Genomic DNA, 19512 nt, shown 5'->3' on the forward strand with positions numbered 1-19512 from the left:
CACCATGGCAAAAACAGGACCCGTCGGCATTGCCTTCATTGGCGCTGGCAACATCAGCAAGCAGTACCTGGATAACCTGACCACGTTCCCTGACGTGAAGGTGCTGGTCATCGCCGATCTCTTCGAAGACGCAGCAGCCGCACGCGCCGCTGAGTACGGTGTTGAAATTTCCGGTGGCGTCGATGTGGCGCTCAACCACCCCGACGTTGAAATCATCGTCAACCTCACCATCCCGGCCGCCCACGTGGAAGTTGCCACGGCAGCCGTCCGCGCAGGCAAGCACGTCTGGACGGAAAAGCCGTTCTCCCTTGACCGCGAAAGTGGTTTGGGTCTGCTGAAAGAAGCCGACGCCGCAGGTGTTCGGCTTGGCTGCGCACCCGATACTTTCCTTGGCGCCGGGCTGCAGACGGCTCGCCGCCTGATCGACAGCGGAGCCATTGGCACCCCGCTGACGGCACTGACCATGTTCCAGTCCCCCGGCCCGGAATCCTGGCACCCGAACCCCGCGTTCTTGTTCCAGGAAGGTGCCGGCCCGCTCTTTGATATGGCGCCGTATTACCTGACCACACTGGTGCAGGCTTTTGGCCCGCTCTCCAAGGTGGCCGCCGTGGGCAACACCGCGTTCCCCACCCGCACCATCGGCTCGGGCCCGAAGGAAGGCGAGGTATTTGACGTCGAGGTCCCCACTCACGTCAGCGCCATCGCTCAGTTCGAGTCCGGCGCCTCCTCGCACAGCGTCTTCAGCTTCGAATCCCCGCGCCCGCGCATGGGATTTGTGGAGATCACCGGCACCGAAGGCACCATTTCGCTTCCGGATCCGAACAACTTCGACGGCGAAATCCAAATCTTCAAGAACGGCGACGAAGACTGGACAACCGTCCCCGCAGAAGGCCCGGACCATGGCCGCGGCCTGGGCGTGCTGGATATGGCCCGGTCAATCCGCGCCGGTGTCCCGCACCGCGCCACCGGTGAGCTGGCATACCACATCCTCGACGCCATGGTCTCGATCACGGAGTCCGTCAACAGCGGAGAATTCGTCGATGTTGCCAGCTCCGCCCCGAGCTCCGAGGCAGTGCCCGTTGACTGGGCACCCACCGCCGCAACCCTCTAGGAATCACGATCATGACCTCCCCTCAATCATCGGCCGAACGCCCGCTGGCCACCCGCCCCTTGGGCGTGGCTGCCATCGGCTACGCGTTCATGGGCCAGGCCCACTCGAACGCCTGGCGCACCGTGGCCAACCACTTCGATGTCCCTGACTTCGAGCAAAAGGTCTTGGTGGGCCGGGACGCCGTAGCCGTTGCTGCCGCCGCAAAGAAGTACGGCTGGAGCGAATCGGCCACCGATTGGCGGGAGGTCATTGCCCGTGATGACATCGACATTGTGGACATCTGCGCTCCCGGCTGGTTGCATGCTGAAATTGCGACGGCGGCACTCGCCGCGGGCAAGCACGTCCTCGTGGAAAAGCCACTGGCCAATTCCATGGCCGAATCCGAGACCATGGTTACCGCAGCACAGTCGGCTAGGGCTGCGGGCGTGCGCTCCATGGTGGGGTTCAACTACCGCCGCATCCCGGCGCTGGCCTTGGCTCGCAAGCTCATCGCAGACGGTGAGCTGGGCAGCATCCGTCAGGTCCGCGCGTCGTACCTGCAGGACTGGCTGGCCGACAGCGAATCCCCCATGACCTGGCGGCTGCGCAAGGAAACCGCGGGATCGGGCGCGCTGGGCGACATCGCCTCGCACGCCATCGATCAGGTTCAGTACCTGCTCGGCGACACCGTCACGCAGGTGTCCGGCAAGCTGCACACCTTTACCACCGAGCGCCCTGGTCCCGACGGTCCCGAACCTGTCACGGTCGACGACGCCGCGTGGGCCACGCTGTCCATGGCAAGTGGCGCTGTGGCCAGCGTTGACGTCTCACGTGTGGCGCTGGGTCAGAAGAACGCCCTCCGTGTCGAGGTCTATGGCACCGCCGGGGCGCTCACGTTCAACTTGGAAAACCCCAATGAGCTGTTCTTCCTCAACGGGACCGAGCCCATTGAAGTCCAGGGCTTTAGGCGCATCCTCGTCACCGAACCCGAGCATCCCTATATTTCCGGTTGGTGGCCGCAGGGGCATGTGATTGGCTGGGAGCACAGCTTCACGCATCAGATTCGCGACTTCCTACTGAACATTTCCACCGGAACCGACCCGTCGCCGTCGTTCGAGGAAGGGTACGGTGTGCAGCAGGTCTTGGCGGCCATCGAAGCCTCCTCGGCAGCTGGCGGCGCCACCCTTGCCGTCCCCCAACTCATCACCACCTCAAAGGACTGATCCATGGCACGCCCGTACACCTTGTTCACCGGCCAGTGGGCCGATCTCCCGCTCGAAGAAGTGGCCAAGTTGGCTTCCGGATGGGGCTACGAGGGCCTGGAAATTGCCTGCTCGGGCGATCACTTGGACCCGTGGCGCTGGGACGAGCCCGGCTATGTTGCCGGCAAGCTCGCCATGCTTGAAAGCTATGGCCTGAAGGTCTGGGCGATCTCCAACCACCTCAAGGGTCAGGCCGTGTGCGATGACCCCATCGACTTCCGGCACCAAGCCATTGTGGGCTCAAAGGTGTGGGGCGACGGCGATCCTGAAGGCGTCCGCCAGCGTGCCGCCGAGGAAATGAAGCACACGGCCCGCCTTGCGCAGGCCATGGGCGTGAAGACCGTTGTCGGTTTCACCGGCTCATCGATCTGGCAGTATGTAGCCATGTTCCCGCCCGTCCCGGAATCCGTGATCGAGGCCGGTTACCAGGACTTCGCTGACCGCTGGAACCCCATCCTCGACGTTTTTGACGAATGTGGTGTGCGCTTCGCCCATGAGGTGCACCCCTCAGAAATCGCCTACGACTACTGGACCACCGTGCGCACGCTGCAGGCCATTGGCCATCGCCCCGCGTTTGGACTGAATTGGGACCCGAGCCACTTCATGTGGCAGGGCATTGACCCGGTCTCGTTCATCTGGGACTTCAAGGACCGGATTTACCACGTTGACTGCAAGGATACGAAGCTGCGGCCCACCGGCCGGAACACCGTCATGGGCTCGCACCTGCCGTGGGGGGATCCGCGCCGCGGCTGGGACTTCGTCTCGGCGGGCCGGGGCGATGTGCCCTGGGAATCCTCCTTCCGCGCACTGACTGCCATTGGTTATGACGGCCCCATCTCCATCGAGTGGGAAGACGCCGGCATGGACCGTCTCCAGGGCGCACCCGAGGCCCTCGAAGCACTGAAGAAGTTCGATTTTGCCCCGTCCGCGTTGTCTTTCGACGCCGCGTTCAGCAACCAGGACTGACCCGCTATTCGCCGAGTCAGACGGAGAGCTGCCGAGTCAGACGTTGCGCAACGTCTCCCTGGGCGGCGTTCCGTCAGACTCGGCGTCCGGCGATAGAGTGGATGGACTATGAGCATTCCTAAAAATGCACCAGCCTCAGTGCGCATTGATGCGTGGCTGTGGTCCATCCGTGCCTACAAGACCCGGTCCCTGGCCACGGCTGCCTGCCGCGCGGGCCATGTAAAACTCAACGATGCCAATGCGAAGGCCGCCCACACCGTGGTTCCGGGCGATACCATCCGTGTCCGCCAGCCCGGTTATGACAGGATCTTGGAGGTCCGTCAGCTGATCAACAAGCGCGTGGGCCCGGAAGCTGCCTCGCACGCCTTTACCGATCACACTCCCCCGCGCCCGGTCCTGCCGGCACTGGGGCTGCCGCAGCGCGACCGTGGAACCGGCCGTCCCACCAAGAAGGACCGCCGCGAGATGGATAGACTCCGCGGAGACTGATCCCGCCACGGGCGCGCAAACATAGGGGCCGCCGTCGTACTTATAAAAAGTACGACGGCGGCCCTTGCGTTTGTGCTGCTTGGCTCAGGAGTGCGTGGGAACGGGCAGAAGCCAAGCCCGGACGCAGAAGAGGGCCCGAACACTCACCGCTGGGGATAGTGGTCGGGCCCTCAAAAGGATTAAGGCTTAGGCCTCGACGATGATGACCGTGTAGACGGGCTTGCGACGCAGCGCGCGGTCGGACCAGCGCAGCAGGCCGTTGGCCACAGCCTTCTCGGCGTTGGGGCCGGTCTTTTCGCCGCGGAGACCGGTGATGGTCTTCTCGACGATGACAGCAGCCTTTTCAATGTCCTTGGGCGTCAGGTTGAAGCCGACCGAGAAGAATTCGGGGTCTTCTTCAATCTTGCCGGTGTCCGGGTTGACGATCAGCAGAACGGTGACGGCACCATCTTCGGCGAGACGGATGCGATCCTGCAGCGACTCTTCAGTAGCTGCACCAGCAACCATGTTCTCGACGTAGACGTACGCTGCGGGAACGCTGCCCACAACCTTGGCGACGCCGTCCTTGAGGTCGATCGCGGTGCCGTCCTCAACGATGAACGCGTTCTTGGGATCCACACCGGTGCGGACAGCCAGCTCGGCATTGGCCTTAAGGTGCCGGTATTCGCCGTGAACGGGCATGACGTTCTTGGGGCGGACCAAGTTGTAGCAGTACACGAGCTCGCCGGCGCTGGCGTGGCCGGAGACGTGCACCTTGGCGTTACCCTTGTGGATGACGTTGGCACCCTGCTTGGTGAGGTCGTTGATCAGGCGGTAGATCGAGGACTCGTTACCGGGTACCAGCGAGCTGGCCAGCAGCACCGTGTCACCATCGGTCAGGTTGATCTGGTGGTCACCGTTGGCCATACGGGCCAGCGCTGCCATGGGCTCACCCTGTGAACCGGTGCAGATCAGAACGGCCTTTTCGGGGGCCATCTTTTCCAGTTCGCGGGCTTCAACGAGCATGCCGCGCGGAATCTTCAAGTAGCCCAGTTCGCGCGCAGTGGTCATGTTGCGGACCATGGAACGGCCAACAAACGCGATCTTGCGGTTGTACTTGTGAGCAGAGTCAATGATCTGCTGAATGCGGTGCACGTGGCTGGCGAAGCTGGAGACAATGACGCGGCGCGGGGCCGTGCGCATGACCTGGTCGATGGCCGGGATCAGGTCCGCTTCAGCGGCCAGGAACCCGGGAACCTCGGCGTTGGTGGAGTCAGGCAGGAACAAGTCCACGCCTTCCTCGCCCAAGCGAGCAAAGCCGGCGAGGTCGGTGATGCGCTTATCCAGCGGGAACTGGTCCATCTTGAAGTCGCCAGTTTCCAGCACCAGGCCGGCAGGCGTACGGATGGCAACAGCCAGACCGTCCGGGATGGAGTGGTTGACGGCCAGGAATTCAACGTCGAACGGTCCGAACTTGCGTCGGTCGCCTTCCTTGACCTGGATCATCTTGCCCTTGATGCGGTGCTCTTCCAGCTTGGTCTTCAGGAAGGCCAGGGTCAGCTTGGCGGAGATCACGGGGATGTCGCCGCGGTGCTTGAGCAGGTACGGGACACCACCAATGTGGTCTTCGTGGCCGTGGGTCAGCACCAGGCCAACCACGTCCTGCCAGCGGTTCTTCAAGTACGAGAAGTCCGGCAGAATCAAGTCAACGCCGGGGTGGTGATCCTCGGGGAAGAGCACGCCGCAGTCAACGATCAGCAACTTTCCCGCGTATTCGAAGACGGTCATGTTGCGGCCAATCTCCCCCAAACCACCAAGTGCGACGATGCGCATGGCACCTTCGGCGAGGGCGGGCGGGGCCTGGCGTGCAGTTCTTCTCATGGGTTCCAAACTTGGTGCTGTAGTGGGTGGCCGCCACGGCAGTGCGCGGCTTTCTTGTGCGATACTTTCGGCTAAATGCCGGTCTGGTGTCGCTAAAAGTTAAGGGGGATTGCTCCACTCCCGATTTTACCACCGCAGCAGAATAGCTAACGCCAAGTGCCGCCGTCGTCATTTTAAGGACGACGGCGGCACGTGGGCATTGTTAGCCCGGTTGGGTTAGGCGGTGGCTGGTACCCATCCGATCGCCGGGGCAATGTGCTCGGCAATGGTCGCCAACATCTTCGTGTTGTAGGCAACCCCGAGCTGACCCGGTAAAGGCCAACAATTGAGAACTTGGCTTGCGGTTCGATGTGGTTCCAAAGATGACTATTTTTCTTAGCTCAGGATGCCTCTGAACCTGGATTGTTCGCGAGGGTAATGGCGCTCTCAAGCGTCACCGTGATGTCATCGAGCGGCCTGAAAATACCTTTACGGTCTATGGTGGAATCATGACTAAGAACATCACTCTTAGGGTCAGTGGGATCGTGCTCATCGGGTTGTTTCTCGTGTGGCAGGTCGTCAGAACCTCTGATTTCTATCGCGAATGGGCGGGGAATAATGACTTCCTCGGACTTCTTGGGGTCGTCCTAGGCTGGGCTCTTCTCGCTTCGGGAATTGGAATCATCGTGAAGGCAGTGGCCTCAAAGAACGAGAGTCCAAAAGAATCAGGCGAGTAATACCCTAAGTAAACATCACCCCCACACCATGGGATCGATACGTCTTTCAAGCTCAAAAATTGAGTAGCCGATCACTCAGTCATGAACAGAATCTTCGTAGTGTGCTTTCTGTCGAGCACATACACGCTCTGGCGTTTTGAGGTTTGACGCGCTCAGAGCGCGTATCCCTCAACGGGACCCTCTGTGTTGGGTCGCCACCCCAACGTGGGCGCAATGTGCTCGGCAATGGTCGCCAACATCTTCGTGTTGTAGGCGACTCCAAGTTGGTTGGGTACCGTGAGCATCAGCGTGTCCGCAGCCTGCACGGCCTCATCGGCGGCAAGCTCTGCAGCAATGTCCGCCGGTCTCCCATGTAACTCTTGCCGAAGCGAGACAGCAAACCGTCAATCATGCCCACCTGGTCCTTGTTGTCGGCCTGTGCACGCAGGCCAAAGTACCTGCGATCCAGATCGTCCACCACGGGGATGATGCTGCGGCTGACTGAAACCCGCGGCGTAAAGCCGTGCCCGGCCGCAGCCCATTCGTCGCGGAACAGCTGGATCTGCTCGGCCTGCAGCTGATCGAAGGGCACGCCGGTGTCTTCCGTGAGCAGAGTTGAACTCATCAAGTTCATGCCTTGCTGCGCCGCCCACACAGCCGTGGCGCGCGATCCGGCACCCCACCAGATACGTTCGGACAGGCCAGGTGACTGCGGCTCAATGCGCAACAGCCGGTCCCCGCCCGTGTAGGCGTGTTCGCCGGGCTCAGCTACGCCGGCACCGGAAATGGCGTGCCGGAAGGATGCAGTGTGACGGCGGGCCATGTCCGCAGCAGTTTCGCCATCGAGCGGGAAATACCCAAAGTCCGCTGCGCCGTTGGCGGCGGGCTCGGGTGAACCGCGGCTTACGCCGATCTGCAGCCGGCCGTCGCTGATAAGATCCGTGGCCGCAGCCTGCTCTGCCATGTAGAGCGGGTTTTCATAGCGCATGTCAATGACGCCGGTGCCAATTTCAATCCGGCTGGTGCGCGCAGCAATAGCTGCCATCAGCGGGAAAGGAGCCGCCTGCTGTGCGGCAAAGTGGTGAACGCGGAAGAAGGCACCGTCAATGCCCAGCTCCTCGGCGGCAACGGAGAGGTCAATGGCCTGATGCAGGGCGTCAGCGGCCGAGTTGGTCTGGGAGCCTCGTCCTGTGCCGTAGTGGCCAAAGGATAGGAAGCCGATGCGTTTCTTGAAGTTTGTTTCCATACCGGTCACAACAGGAAACACAGCGCGGCTATTCCATGCATATGCATCTAGCCGGACTGCGTTCCTCAGCGGACGCTACCGCTTCTTCGCGATGTGCGCCACCGGGTCTGCGGACTCATCGACAGCGCCACGCGCCTTCTTCAGTGCGCGTTTGGCCTTGATGGCATGACCCTTGTCCTGCTTTTTATGTTCGTGATGGTGCGGCTGTTTGTCAGGCATAGCTCTCAACCTTCTTCTGTGAAAAAGCCCGTTTCGGTTCCGGCCGCGTGGCCAAAACTGCCCCATGTGAAACGTTACGCCTGTTTCCAATACGCCAAAAGGGCTGATGACCGCCCGCAGCTGAGCGAGCGATCGTGAAGATACCCCAATCGCTGAGGGAGCGTCCGGAGAAACACCCCCAACGCTGAGGGAGCGATCCGAAAAACACCCCCAACGCTGAGGGAGCGTCTGAAGTCAGGCGTCCTGGCGCCAGGAGTTCCACAGCGCAGCGTAAGAACCGTCCTGTGCTAACAGTTCATCGTGCGAGCCGAGCTCCGTGATTCGCCCCTTTTCCACGACGGCGACCCGATCGGCGTCGTGCGCGGTGTGCAAACGGTGCGCAATCGCGATCACTGTCCGCCCCGCCAACACAGCACTGAGCGAAAACTCCAGATCACGGGCAGCTTGGGGATCAATGAGCGAGGTGGCTTCATCCAGCACGAGTGTGTGCGGATCGGCCAACACCAGCCGCGCCAGCGCCAACTCCTGCGCCTGAGCCGGCGTCAGCGTGTGCGAACCCGAGCCCACCTCAGTAGCCAAGCCCTTGGGGAGGGCGCGCACCCAAGCCAGGGATCCGACGTCGGCCAATGCCTTTTCGATCTCAGCGTCAGTTGCGTTGGCCTTACCCAAGCGGACGTTATCCGCCAGCGTTCCCACAAACACGTGATGTTCCTGAGATACCAGGGCCACCTCGCCACGCAATTCATCCAAAGGCCGGTCCACGAGCGGCACCCCGCCCACCGTCACCGAACCGGAGGTGGGGCCGTGGATCCCAGCCAACAACCTGCCCAGCGTCGACTTGCCAGCGCCGGAAGGACCCACCATGGCCAGCCGCTCCCCGGGCCGCAGCGTCAGGTCAATGCCGTGCAGAACATTGTGCCCGGGGCGGTAGGCGTAGCGGGCATCGTCCACCACCAGCAGATCGTCAGCGGGCACGGCGTCCGTGGCAATTCTGTCAGCCTTGACATCGCGAATACCCACGATCCTGGCCAGCGAGGACGCGCCCACCTGGATCTCATCAATCCACATGATCAAGGTGTCCACGGGGTCAATAAGCTGCATGGCATACAGCGCAACCGTGGCCACCATGCCCGTGGTCACCAGGTCCTGCGAAGACAGCCAGCCACCCCACAACAGAACCCCGGCAACGGGCAACCAGAAGGAAAGTTCGGCCACGGGGAAGAGCACTGTGCGCAGGCCCAGCGTGTACTTTTCACGCTCGAAGCAGTTCCGCAGCGCCGCGTCGATCCGGTCACGGCGATGCTGCCCCAGGCTCAGCGCGTCAACGGTGCGGGCGCCCTCGATGGTCTCGGTGATGGCCCCGTTGAGACGGGCATAGCTCTCCCGTTCGGCCAAATACCCGGGGGTGGCGCGCTTGAGGTACCAGCGGGTGACAGGAACCAGCAGCGGCACACCAATGAGCAGCGCCACGGCTACCAGCGGACTTGTGAGTACCGCCGCCGTCACCGTCAGCGCAATGGTCGCAACCGAGACCAGCACCTGCGGCACACCAAAGCGGACCGTGTGCGACACCGCATCCACGTCATTGGTGGTGCGTGAGACCAGGTCACCGGTACCTGCTTTTTCCACTGTTGACAGCGGCAGCGAGGTGACTTGCTCCATGAATTCCTCGCGCAGCTGGGCAAAGACCTTCTCACCCAGAATCATGCCCTTGCGCCGTGCCCACCGGGCAAGCACCGTCTGGACAATGACAAACCCGGCGAGCGCCAATGCCACCATCGCCACGAACCCCGTGGTGGTACCAACACTGATGGCATCCACCAGCCGGCCGAGCAGGAACGGCCCAGCCAAGCCGGCAACGGCGGCCACACCGTACAGGCCGACAACGCCTGCGAGCGGCTTTTTGTGCATGCCCATCAGGCGTAAACCCTCGGCCTTAACCTGTGCGGAATTTGCCACAGGAAGTTTTGTTTCAGCCATTAGTTGTCCCCTCCGTGCATGCTATTGTTTCCTGCAAGTTCGCCCTCGCTGCTGTGCCCATCCATGCCTTCACCGCGGATGACCACCTTGCGGTAATCGGGCACGGTGTCCAGCAGGTGCCGGTGCGTACCCTGGGCCAGTAACCGGCCGTCCTTCAAAAATGCCACGGTATCCATGGCGCTCAGCAGTAGCGGACTGGCCGTGACCACCACGGTGGTGTGCCCGGGGGTGTTGCGAGCGCCGCGAAGCGCCGTGGCAATCCGTGATTCGGTATGGGCGTCGACGGCGCTGGTCGGTTCAATCAGCACCAACACCTCGGCCTCCGTCAGCACAGCGCGCGCCAGAGTCAGGCGTTGGCGTTGACCACCGGAGAAGCTACGGCCCTTCTCCGTGACCTGGTCATTCAACCCGTCTTCAAGGCCATCGAAGACATCGTCGGCACTGGCCACATCAATGGCCGCCATGATTTCGGCGTCCGTGTGCTCCCCTGTGGGGTCCAGTTCCTCGCGAAGTGTTCCCGTGAACAGCTGGGGCTCGGCGTCGGAAACCACAATGCGTGAGCGCACCTCGCGCAGCGGCATCATGTGCAGAGCTTCGGCACCCCACCGCACCTCGGCCTCACGCAGCACGGCATCTTCAAAGCGACCCAACCGTCGGGCAAGATCTGCCGACTGTTCCGGATCGCCCGAGACAACGGCGATGAGTCCGCCCGGTGAAACCATCACACCTGTCACCGCATCGACCAAAGCGCTAGGTGCCGACGGTGCGGGAACTGTTGTCTCGGCGTCGTGCACGGCAGAGGGCGTGGACAACACATCGATGATGCGTTTTGCACCAACGTGGGCGCGAATGAAGCGGGAGACGGCGTCGGCGGCGGTGCGGATCGGCGAGACTAAAAAGACCGCATAACCATAGAGCGCCACGAGCTGACCGACCTCGATCTGACCCGATACGGCTTGCAGGGCACCAATCCAGGTAAAGGCGACACTGAAGACGCCGACGACGAATACCTGAGCAGCGTCCAAATCGGCCAGCGAATAAGCCACCTTGTTCCCGGCGAGCTGTGTTGCCCGCGACCGTTCCCGGTAGCGCTCAACAAAGATGTGCTCACCACCAATGCCACGCAGCACACGCAGCCCGGCAACGGTGTCGGCGCCGAGCGCCGTCATTTGCCCGGCCGCTTCACGCTGATCCTTCTGGCGCCTTTGGAGCGGACGGATCACGAATAGCAGTCCGGCACCGCAGAGTGGGACACCCACAAGAACCACGACACCAAGCTCCCAAGACGATTGGAAGACCAGGTAGGAGACCAGCAGGTAACCCACCAGGGATCCGACCAGGCGCGCAGCCACGTCAAAGATTTCGCCAATTCGCATGGCATCGGAGGCGCTGGTGGAGACCACCTCACCGGTGGAAAACTTTTGCGGCAGTGCATCCCCGCTGCGCGTGACCTTGTAACCGACCACTTGTGAGGAACGGTAAGCCGCCTGCATCCAGTTGCTCACAGCGGCGCGGTGGCGCAGGGTGGCTGAGACTGACTGGACGAGGGTGAGCGACACCAGTAGCCCAACCCAGCCGGAGAGCCGGGCGAAGTTGCCGGGCAGAATCCCCTGGTCAATGGCCTGGCCCAGAATGTAGGGCGTCAGCGCCTGGCACACCGTCCAGATGGAGCCGTAGAAGATCCCCAGCCACAGCGTGCCGCGTTGGGCATCCGCCAGCCATAAGAGATAGCGGCCCGGCGAGCGGAGGTCCGGTTTTTTGGTGGATTTGTAAGGAAACGAGCGCACTACGGCCTTCTAACGAAATTGTGGATTGGCAGGCGTTTCAAGCGCGATCCGGCAACCCGCTATGAAAGCGGAGCGATCGGCGCGGGGCGGGGGCTGCGTTATCTATCTCACAATCATTCACCCTAGTACACGCGTCACCGGGAATCCAACAGGAACCCACATTCTTTGAAGGGGCTCGGCTAGGATCACCGGATAGGGACAATCAAGGGGACAGAATTGGCCGCTGCACACGAACACACCATGGCTGCTGTAACGGAATTTCATCGCGAAAAGCGCAGCCAACGGAGGCAGATTTTCACCCTCCTCTTTCTCGGCTGGCTCATGTGCCTGTTGATCCTCCAGGTGCACCACCCTGCTGATAAGGCCATCGTGGCCTCCTTTGGTGACCTGAATGTGGTGTGGGCCCGTTTCAGTGAACGGATCCTGGCACCGTTCACGAGTCCGGAAACTTTCAACTTCGGCATTGACTCACTCGGCTGGATCATCGGTGCCACGGCAACCATTCTGGTGGCGCTGGTCTTTAGCGGACGCAATCCCTTGGGTATGGCCAATCAGTCTCAAGTAATGGCGTTGGATGAGCTTCTTGAACTCCTAACCTTGCTCGTCGGAATCGCGGCGGCGGCGACCATGTGGATGGCGTTGCACAACGTGTTTTTCCTTCCTTCGGATCCTGATTCCGGCCCCAAGTTCTTTCTAGGCCTGCTGTGCCTGATGCTGGTCATCTTCTCTGTAGTGCGCCAGCGGGATGCGGCAGTGCAACGCGACATTGACGAGTTTCATCTGACCACCGCCATGCGCTTGCACACCCATCGCTGGGAGCGCATGTGGGGAGGAGCTGCCAAGCATCAGATCCGCGTGGAACCGGCAAAGACCGTCAAATTAGTGCTGTGGTGGGCTGGCAGCGGCCTGGTATTTACCTTTTTCCCGCTCGTTTTCAACAGCGGCTTTCAGCCGTTGCTGCTACTAATCTCCCTCGTGGCTCTGATCCTGCTGGCAGTGGCAACGGCGGCGGTGATTGCCTTGGCGATCTCGTTGTATCGCAGCAATCCCCATCCGGGTGTTGGTCTGGGATATTCATTGGTTTTATTGGCAGTGGTGGCCTTGGCCGTGGTCAGCCCTTTGACGGTGGCGGCGCTCCAGAACGAACGGGTATTGCATTCGCTCATGGGCTATTTTCTGTGGTTGATTCCTTCCCTCCTGCTGATTTTCCGCAAACCGCAGTCGGCTCACATGACACCGCTGGAATACAGGATGGCGGCACGTCCAAAAAACCGGCTGTCCCACGGATTAATGGCCTGTTTCGACGGAGCACGCGAGGCAGCCTACTGGACCGAATTGAGCGTTGAAGGCCGCCGGCAGGCCCGCTACGAGGCGAAAATTGCCCGGCTTGAGGCCGAGCTGGCGGCGGCCAAAGTCGCTGAGCAGTCGGTTGAGCCCACGGCTACTAAGGACGACGGCGACCAGCCCTAGTTTCGCTTCTTCCTCGCTTGCTACCGCGGACAATGTCGATTTGCCGTCCGTGCGTCCGGACCGCGGATGTCGACTTAGCAGCCGTGGCCGCCTTGACCACTCTGGCCCCCGGATGGCCCACCCATGGACAGGGGTTGCTCAAGCCGCTCATCACAGTTGATTTTCCGATGAGGAAACTATAGATTTTCCGTAACGGAAAATAAGGAAATTATGGCAAACGAAAACAATGGATTCGTAGCGTTCAATCCCCAGGAGGCGCTCGCTGAGATCGACGGCGCAGCGGACACCATGGCGGAGACCACCGAGGCGCCACGCAGCCTCATGTTCGTCTTACTGACGATTGTCTCCACCGCTCTCGCCTTGGTCAATATTGTCCCTTGGGCTGTCATTTTTGGCATTGCCTGCCTTTTAATTCCCGTGGGACTCTGGCACTTTCTGTTGATGCGTAAGCGTCCCAAAAAGCGGGCAGTCCTCAATCACTCCGGGCCGTATATTGTGAACGCTTTACTTCTCCTGCTGGTTACTCAGTGCAGCCGATTCTGGGAGCCTGGCGCATGGTGGGAGATTGTTGCCAAGTGGCTGGTGATCTTCACCCTGAGCTGGATCGCGGTGTCCCGCATGCGAGCCACCACGATCAAGAATCGAATCAAGGACGCCAATGAACATTCCTTCTAACCAAGGCGTCTTCGATGAGCTGATTCACTTTCCGGTGCGTTTGCGCATTTGCGCCGGGTTGGCGCCGCTGCAGTGGGCCGAATTCTCTCAACTACGCGACGGGCTCGGCGTGGCAGATTCGGTGCTGAGCAAGCACCTCAAGCACTTGACCGACGCCGGTTATGTTGACATCGAACGGTTCACCAAAGCAGGGCGTAGTCACGTCAGAGTTGCGCTGACGAGCACGGGCAGAAAAGCCTACGTTGCTCATGTTGCGGCCCTACGAGCCATGCTCGAAACGGGGCAGTAAACGAGGTTTGAGGTTATCCGCAAATCATGGACGGTTTGGGCTCAAAGTGTTCACCCTTCGTTGTCGCTGCCACGGCGCTCAGGCACCGATTAACATCTCAGGTGAGATCCGGTGCGAGATACCCTGACGCCGAGCGCATTAGAAAGTGGCGGGCCGTGTAGAAAATCTCCACCCGACCCGCCACAGGGCAAATCTCAAACTAGTTACTGAGCGCTTCCACCCGTCCGGCAAAGCTGCCTAGCGGGGATCCCCACGCGGACAAGACGGCCTTGACGTCCGTGTTCTTTTCGGTGTCCAAGGCTTGCGTGTAGGCGGCCTGCAACACATCATCAATACGTACCCGCTGGCCGGTTTCGGCGGACTGGACGGCCGCTTCCACCATGGCCAGCGAGTGAACGTTGGAGTGAATCTGGCCGTCAGGCACCCGGCCTGTGCGCAGCGCCGAGGCAAACTCGGCAAGGGAGCCGGCAATCTGCTCGGGGCCATTGGCTGGCGCAGGAACAGCGAGCTTACCCCCGGACGCGTCGCTGGCATCAACCACAGGAGCCTGCTCGCCGTCCCACACAGCAGTGCCGCGTTCTCCGTTGATCCGCCATTGCCCGTTCCAGGATGTTTCCGCCCCATCGGCGCACCACGAGCCCGAGTACACATAGCGAAGGCCACTGGAGAACTCAAAGATGGCGGTAGCAGCGGCGTCGTTCTTGTACCAGCTCCAGGCCGGGTTGAACTCCTCGCAGTACACGCTCACCGGGTTCTGGCCAGTGAGGTAACGGACGGCGTCGAAGGGGTGGATGGCCATATCCACTAACAAGACGTGGTCCATCTCCTCGCGGAAACCGCCAAAATGGGGGGCCTTGAAGAACTCGGTGGTGATGACACCAACCTCGCCCAGCTCCCTCGTGACCGCTTTGAGCTGGGCGAGCGAGTTGAAGTAGCGCCGCGACTGGCTAATCATCAGTAGCTGACCGCTGGCCTCAGAACTCGCCGCCAGCGAGAGCGCCTGGGCGACGGTGGGCGCGGCCGGCTTCTCGCACAGGACCGGCAGACCGGCGAACAAGGCCTCGACGTTGACGGGGTGGTGGGCCACGGGAACAGTGACATTGACGACGGCGTGAGCACCGGTTGCAGCGGCAATCTCGCCGACACTGGTACCCACCGCTACGCCCTCGATGCCCTTTTCGGCGAGCGCTTGGTGGGCGGTGGCCGTGTTGAGATCTACCAAGCCCACCAATTCAACATCGGGGTTGGCCGTGATCGCATCGATCCAGGCTTTGCCCATGCCGCCGGCACCGACTTGGACCAGCCGGAGCGGACCGGGGGTATTAACGGTGGCGAAGGCGGTCACTGTGAGATCGCTCCCTGGTAGCCCTGGCCGTTGTAGAAATCTTCGGTGTCATAGCGCAGCAGCACCGGCTCGGCACGTTCGGGGCGAAGCGTCTTGGCCCACTGCACACCGTTGGAAATGACCTTGCGGACTTCCTTCTGGTGGTAGACCGGGTAGTCCTGGTCGCCGGGGCTGAAGAAGAAGATCTTGCCGAAGCCGCGGCGGTAGGTCATGCCGCTGCGGAACACTTCTCCGCCGGTGAAGGTGGACAGGAAAATGAGCTCGTCCGGGGCGGGCACGTCAAAGTACTCGCCGTACATTTCCTGGGCCGGGATGATGAAGGGGTGCGGCACGCCCTGGGCGATGGGGTGGGTCGGGTCAACGGTCCACACTAGCTCGCGGTCCTGCTCCGAGCGCCAGCGCAGTGTGCAGGAGGTGCCCATGAGCTTGCCGAAGATCTTGGACCAGTGGCCGGAGTGCAGGACCAGCAGGCCCATGCCGGCCAGGACGTGCTTGTGCACGCGCTCCACTACCTCGTCGCTGACTTCGTCGTGGGCGGCGTGACCCCACCAGACCAGGACATCGGTGGCAGCAAGGACTTCCTCGGTGAGACCGTGTTCGGGATCGTCAAGGGTGACCGTGGTGACCTGTGCATCGGCGCCCAGATTCTCTTCGATGCCCTCTTTGATGGTGGTGTGCATGCCGTTCGGGTAAATATCCCGGACCTTCTGCTCAACTTGTTCGTGCCGATTTTCTCCCCAGACAACCACTTTGATGGGAGTTACGGGACTGGTGATTCCAGACATTGTCATCGCTTTCTTCATGGTGATGCGTAAATAAGTAAGTTTGTGCGGTGGGGTTACTTCACGGCTCCACCGGTGGCTCCGGCGGCAATGTACTTCTGTGCCACCACCAAGAGCACGATTGCCGGCAGGGAGGACAATACGGCGGTTGCCATGACGGCGCTCCAGTTTGAAACCTGGGTACCGAGGTATTGGTAGATACCCAGCGTCACGGGCCGGATCTCATCGGTGGTGGTCAGCGTCAGTGCGAAGAGGAAATCGCTCCATGCAAAGAGGAACGCAAACAGTCCGGCCGTAATGAGCGCATTCTTGGCGATGGGCATGGCGATGGAGACGAAAGCCCGTATCTGACCCGCCCCATCCACGCGTGCCGCCTCGATAATTGAGGCCGGGATACTCATCATGGATGCCCGCATGACCAAAATGGCGAATGGAATGGCATGGCTGGCATCGGCCAGAATGAGGCCCGGAATGGAGTTCAAAAGCCCCAAATTGTTATAGGCCGCGTACAGGGCATTGGCGATGACCACCCCGGGAATCATCTGGGCGATCAATATGGCCAGCATGGCCCAGCTGATCCAACGGAACTTGAATTGCGCCAGCGCATAGGCGGCGGGCGCTGCGATGGCCAAGGTCACCACCACGGCTCCCAGGGCAATGATCAGGCTTGTCAGCAGGTTCCGGCCCTGATCTGTAATGGCCTTTTCATAGCCGGCAAAGCTTGGATTCCACGGGAAGAAATCTGCTGAAAGCGTGTTGCCGGAGGGCTGGAGCGATGCGTTGATCATCCAATAGATGGGGAACAACATGATGGCGAGGAAGAGGATGCCCAGGAGCGTTGACGTGCGGGTTTTTATGGCACGACGCCGGAGCGCACTCCCGCGGATGCTGCTTCGATTCAGTGGTGCAGTAGTCATTGAGGGTTCCTACTCATCGACAGCGCGGCGATTTGCCCGCAGGTAGATGACGGCGAATACGAGGGAAATGAGGATCAAGATATTTGAGAATGCTGCGCCCACTCCGAACTCGAAGTTGACGAAGGATTCCTGGTAGGACCGCACCGCAATGGTTTGTGTGGCATTTGCAGGGCCACCATTTGTCAGGCCCAAGATGATGTCCAGAACCTTGATGGTGTAGACCACTCCGAGAATTAACACCACGCTGACAACAGGGCGAAGATTGGGCCAGGTGATGTACCGGAAGGCCTTCCACCCGGTGGCGCCGTCCAACTGCCCGGCTTCATAGAGTTCCTCTGGAATGTCTTGGAGGCCGCCGTAGAGCAAGGTGACATTGAAGGGAATGCCCACCCAGATGTTGACAAGAATGACGGCGATCAACGCCACGTCCGGGCTGGTCAGCCACCCAATGGCGGGGATGCCAAAAGCGCCAAGGAACTCGTTGAGAATTCCCGAATCTTGATCAAGGATGGAGCGCCAGGTTGCACTGGCCACGATCAGCGGCAGCAGCCACGGAAGCAACAGCATGGCCCGCAGGAATCCGCTCAGCGGAAATTTTCGGTTGAAGAAACTTGCCAGCGCCAGACCAATAATGAACTGGCCAAGAATGGAGGCAACCGTAAACAAGGCCGTGTTGAGCAAAGCAGGCCCAAACAAATTCGAGCTGATGACGGTCACGTAATTTTGGAACCCAACCCACGGGGCCTCACCAGTGAAAAAGGTTTTAGTGGTGTAGTCCTGCATGCTCATAATCAGGTTTTTGACTACGGGGTAACCAAAGAAAAGGACCAGATAGAGTCCAGCCGGAACCACAAAGAGGATCTTGGTGATGTTTTCACGGGCCCAAAAGCCTTGGCGCGACGTGGGTGCAGGGTCTTCGCTGGTTGCGCGTGACCGTTTGCGGGACGCGGCCCGGGCCTCTGTTGAAAGGGAAGTCATGGTGGCCTCTCTGCCGGTTCCGCAGCACCTAAGGCTGCGGAACCGGCGTCGAAATGATGGTGGCGTTAGCCCTTGGCGGCTTGGGCGAAGGCCTCGTCAACAGTGGCCTTACCCGTCAGTACCAGCTGGATGGCCGTGTAAATGGTGGTTGCGGCCTTGGGCCATTCGGCACCAAGATTTCCCGTCCGTGAGCGGGCGTTGGCAATCTGCTCGGTAAAGGAGGCCATGTCCGGCATCTTTTCTACGTACGCTGCTGCAAGCTCCGGCTTGGTGGGCACCGTGTAGCGTTCGGTGGCCAGTGAAATCTGATTGTCATCTGAGGTAATGCAGCTGATGAATTCGGCCGCTTTGCCCTGCTTGTCCTTGTTCCCTGTTTGCGGGATGGTCCACACTTCTCCGCCCAAAGGCGCGATGGGCGTTTGGCCGGCCTTGTTGACAGGCACCTGTACGGATCCCCATTCCAAGGACGAGTCCTCGTTGAGCGCGGGAATCTGCCACGGGCCGTTGATCATCATGGCCGCCTTGCCCGCCATGAACTGATCCTTAACATCTCCTTGGCCCCAGTTGATGGCGCCCTTGGAGACAGAGCCGTCGTCGACCAAGTCTTTCCACAACTGCAGCGCTTCCTTGTTCTGGGTCGAATCCAGCTCGGTTTCACTTCCACCATTGGTCCACATGAACGGCAGGAACTGCCAGGAGCCCTCATAGGTGGCGACGGCTGAAAATGCCATGCCATATTGGCTGCCGCTGGTCAGAGCCTTGGCAGTTGTTTTCAACTCATCCCAAGTTTTAGGTGGGGTCAGGCCAGCGTCAGCCAAGATCTTTTTGTTGTAGAACAGGCCCAGCGTGTTGGCTGTGGGGGCAAGGCCGTACACCTCGCCGTCGTAGGTTCCGGCGTCGAGCATGCCCTGGGCGAATCCGGTGGTATCCACCTTGAAGTCACTGAGCGGGGCCAGTCCCCCGGTGGAGGCAATTTCCTGTACATCCGGGTTATCGAGCATCAAAATATCCGGCAGCGTCTTGGAAGAAGATTTTTGTAGGACCTTCTGGATGAGGTCCTTGCCCGGCACTACTTCACGGGTAATGGTGACACCAATGTCCGTGGCGCACTTGTCGATGGCGCTCTGGATCAGGCCCTTGTCAGGGTCATTGTTGTAGTAGTCCATCAAGGTCAAGGTGGTCGCATCGCCCGAGCTGGCGGTAGTACCCCCACCACAGGCCGTCAGGACGAGGGGTGTGATGGCCGCCAGGGCCAAGAACTTGCTCCAGCGGGCCTTTTTCTGATTGTTCACGGTAGCTCCTTTGCTAGTTAGTGTGCTGCAGATGGCGCAATTCTTGGGTGTTACTTCTGGCCGCCCGGCCCGGATATTATTCGCCCCTGGCAGCATTCATAAGTCATGATTTGGGTCCACATCGCGCCATAGAGATTGCGGGATGTGGATCTGTCACGGCAAAAGTAAAG

At 60.6% G+C, this 19512-nt stretch carries 17 protein-coding genes and 1 pseudogene; 8 read left to right on the plus strand and 10 right to left on the minus strand.

Annotation, left to right across the window (positions count from 1 at the left end; genetic code table 11):
* The first annotated feature begins 4 nt into the window (after positions 1–4).
* The 4 genes from AS189_RS00990 (at position 5) to AS189_RS01005 (ending at position 3807) form a co-directional block, all read left to right on the plus strand.
* Positions 5–1111 (plus strand): Gfo/Idh/MocA family protein, encoded by a 1107-nt coding sequence (locus AS189_RS00990; protein WP_062285658.1) that lies wholly within the window; start codon positions 5–7, stop codon positions 1109–1111.
* Between the two features lie 11 nt (positions 1112–1122).
* On the plus strand, positions 1123–2313 hold the full coding sequence (locus AS189_RS00995; RefSeq protein ID WP_062285660.1) for a Gfo/Idh/MocA family protein: 1191 nt from the start codon (positions 1123–1125) through the stop codon (positions 2311–2313).
* Between the two features lie 3 nt (positions 2314–2316).
* Positions 2317–3318, plus strand: a complete 1002-nt coding sequence (locus tag AS189_RS01000; RefSeq protein WP_062285662.1) for a sugar phosphate isomerase/epimerase family protein — start codon at positions 2317–2319, stop codon at positions 3316–3318.
* 108 nt (positions 3319–3426) lie between these two features.
* Positions 3427–3807 carry an RNA-binding S4 domain-containing protein gene (locus AS189_RS01005; protein WP_062285664.1) on the plus strand — a complete coding sequence of 127 codons (381 nt, stop codon included), beginning with the start codon at positions 3427–3429 and terminating at the stop codon, positions 3805–3807.
* 186 nt (positions 3808–3993) lie between these two features.
* Here AS189_RS01005 and AS189_RS01010 read toward each other — a convergent pair whose 3' ends face one another.
* The gene (locus AS189_RS01010) at positions 3994–5667 is read right to left on the minus strand and encodes a ribonuclease J (RefSeq protein WP_062285666.1); all 1674 of its coding nucleotides are present in this window, start codon (positions 5665–5667) and stop codon (positions 3994–3996) included.
* Positions 5668–6155: 488 nt separating this feature from the next.
* Here AS189_RS01010 and AS189_RS01015 point away from each other — a divergent pair, with 488 nt between their 5' ends.
* Positions 6156–6383, plus strand: a complete 228-nt coding sequence (locus AS189_RS01015) for a hypothetical protein (protein WP_062285668.1) — start codon at positions 6156–6158, stop codon at positions 6381–6383.
* A 152-nt stretch (positions 6384–6535) separates the two neighbouring features.
* Here the strand turns inward: AS189_RS01015 and AS189_RS01020 are convergent.
* The 4 genes and pseudogenes from AS189_RS01020 to AS189_RS01030 form a co-directional block, all read right to left on the minus strand.
* Positions 6536–7608: pseudogene (locus AS189_RS01020) on the minus strand (LLM class flavin-dependent oxidoreductase).
* A 75-nt stretch (positions 7609–7683) separates the two neighbouring features.
* Positions 7684–7827, minus strand: coding sequence for a hypothetical protein (locus tag AS189_RS20355; protein WP_193393502.1), 144 nt, complete (start codon positions 7825–7827; stop codon positions 7684–7686).
* Between the two features lie 234 nt (positions 7828–8061).
* Positions 8062–9807, minus strand: a complete 1746-nt coding sequence (locus AS189_RS01025) for an ABC transporter ATP-binding protein (RefSeq protein ID WP_062285670.1) — start codon at positions 9805–9807, stop codon at positions 8062–8064.
* Entirely contained in the window at positions 9807–11594 is a 1788-nt protein-coding gene (locus AS189_RS01030) for an ABC transporter ATP-binding protein (RefSeq protein WP_082633932.1), read from the minus strand. The genes AS189_RS01025 and AS189_RS01030 overlap by 1 nt, the downstream gene beginning before the upstream one ends.
* Positions 11595–11810: 216 nt before the next feature.
* Here AS189_RS01030 and AS189_RS01035 point away from each other — a divergent pair, with 216 nt between their 5' ends.
* The 3 genes from AS189_RS01035 (at position 11811) to AS189_RS01045 (ending at position 14028) form a co-directional block, all read left to right on the plus strand.
* Entirely contained in the window at positions 11811–13064 is a 1254-nt protein-coding gene (locus AS189_RS01035) for a hypothetical protein (RefSeq protein ID WP_062285672.1), read from the plus strand.
* Between the two features lie 210 nt (positions 13065–13274).
* Positions 13275–13739 carry a hypothetical protein gene (locus AS189_RS01040; protein ID WP_062285674.1) on the plus strand — a complete coding sequence of 155 codons (465 nt, stop codon included), beginning with the start codon at positions 13275–13277 and terminating at the stop codon, positions 13737–13739.
* A complete protein-coding gene (locus AS189_RS01045; RefSeq protein ID WP_062285676.1) occupies positions 13723–14028 on the plus strand; it encodes a transcriptional regulator in 306 nt (101 codons plus the stop codon). The genes AS189_RS01040 and AS189_RS01045 overlap by 17 nt, the downstream gene beginning before the upstream one ends.
* Positions 14029–14227: 199 nt before the next feature.
* Here the strand turns inward: AS189_RS01045 and AS189_RS01050 are convergent, their stop codons facing one another.
* The 5 genes from AS189_RS01050 to AS189_RS01070 all read right to left on the minus strand — a co-directional run bounded on the left by AS189_RS01050 (position 14228) and on the right by AS189_RS01070 (position 19342).
* Positions 14228–15373 (minus strand): Gfo/Idh/MocA family protein, encoded by a 1146-nt coding sequence (locus tag AS189_RS01050; RefSeq protein WP_237759941.1) that lies wholly within the window; start codon positions 15371–15373, stop codon positions 14228–14230.
* Positions 15370–16164: a ThuA domain-containing protein gene (locus AS189_RS01055; RefSeq protein ID WP_237759942.1), complete on the minus strand. Its 795-nt coding sequence runs from the start codon at positions 16162–16164 to the stop codon at positions 15370–15372. The genes AS189_RS01050 and AS189_RS01055 overlap by 4 nt, the downstream gene beginning before the upstream one ends.
* A gap of 47 nt (positions 16165–16211) precedes the next feature.
* On the minus strand, positions 16212–17072 hold the full coding sequence (locus AS189_RS01060) for a carbohydrate ABC transporter permease (protein ID WP_062285678.1): 861 nt from the start codon (positions 17070–17072) through the stop codon (positions 16212–16214).
* Between the two features lie 9 nt (positions 17073–17081).
* The gene (locus AS189_RS01065) at positions 17082–18050 is read right to left on the minus strand and encodes a carbohydrate ABC transporter permease (RefSeq protein WP_062285681.1); all 969 of its coding nucleotides are present in this window, start codon (positions 18048–18050) and stop codon (positions 17082–17084) included.
* Positions 18051–18115: 65 nt separating this feature from the next.
* Complete coding sequence (locus tag AS189_RS01070) at positions 18116–19342, minus strand: sugar ABC transporter substrate-binding protein (protein ID WP_062285683.1); 1227 nt, start codon at positions 19340–19342, stop codon at positions 18116–18118.
* Positions 19343–19512 lie beyond the last annotated feature (170 nt).

It is taken from the genome of Arthrobacter alpinus, assembly GCF_001445575.1.
GTDB lineage: Bacteria > Actinomycetota > Actinomycetes > Actinomycetales > Micrococcaceae > Specibacter > Specibacter alpinus_C.

Excerpts from the sequence above, each read along its gene's own strand:
- AS189_RS01060 (WP_062285678.1), bottom strand. The coding sequence starts at position 17,072 with ATGACTACTGCACCACTGAATCGAAGCAGCATCCGCGGGAGTGCGCTC.
- AS189_RS01005 (WP_062285664.1), top strand. The coding sequence starts at position 3,427 with ATGAGCATTCCTAAAAATGCACCAGCCTCAGTGCGCATTGATGCGTGG.
- AS189_RS01010 (WP_062285666.1), bottom strand. The coding sequence starts at position 5,667 with ATGAGAAGAACTGCACGCCAGGCCCCGCCCGCCCTCGCCGAAGGTGCC.
- AS189_RS20355 (WP_193393502.1), bottom strand. The coding sequence starts at position 7,827 with ATGCCTGACAAACAGCCGCACCATCACGAACATAAAAAGCAGGACAAG.
- AS189_RS01055 (WP_237759942.1), bottom strand. The coding sequence starts at position 16,164 with ATGACAATGTCTGGAATCACCAGTCCCGTAACTCCCATCAAAGTGGTT.
- AS189_RS01040 (WP_062285674.1), top strand. The coding sequence starts at position 13,275 with ATGGCAAACGAAAACAATGGATTCGTAGCGTTCAATCCCCAGGAGGCG.
- AS189_RS01000 (WP_062285662.1), top strand. The coding sequence starts at position 2,317 with ATGGCACGCCCGTACACCTTGTTCACCGGCCAGTGGGCCGATCTCCCG.
- AS189_RS01015 (WP_062285668.1), top strand. The coding sequence starts at position 6,156 with ATGACTAAGAACATCACTCTTAGGGTCAGTGGGATCGTGCTCATCGGG.
- AS189_RS01045 (WP_062285676.1), top strand. The coding sequence starts at position 13,723 with ATGAACATTCCTTCTAACCAAGGCGTCTTCGATGAGCTGATTCACTTT.
- AS189_RS00990 (WP_062285658.1), top strand. The coding sequence starts at position 5 with ATGGCAAAAACAGGACCCGTCGGCATTGCCTTCATTGGCGCTGGCAAC.
- AS189_RS00995 (WP_062285660.1), top strand. The coding sequence starts at position 1,123 with ATGACCTCCCCTCAATCATCGGCCGAACGCCCGCTGGCCACCCGCCCC.
- AS189_RS01025 (WP_062285670.1), bottom strand. The coding sequence starts at position 9,807 with ATGGCTGAAACAAAACTTCCTGTGGCAAATTCCGCACAGGTTAAGGCC.
- AS189_RS01065 (WP_062285681.1), bottom strand. The coding sequence starts at position 18,050 with ATGACTTCCCTTTCAACAGAGGCCCGGGCCGCGTCCCGCAAACGGTCA.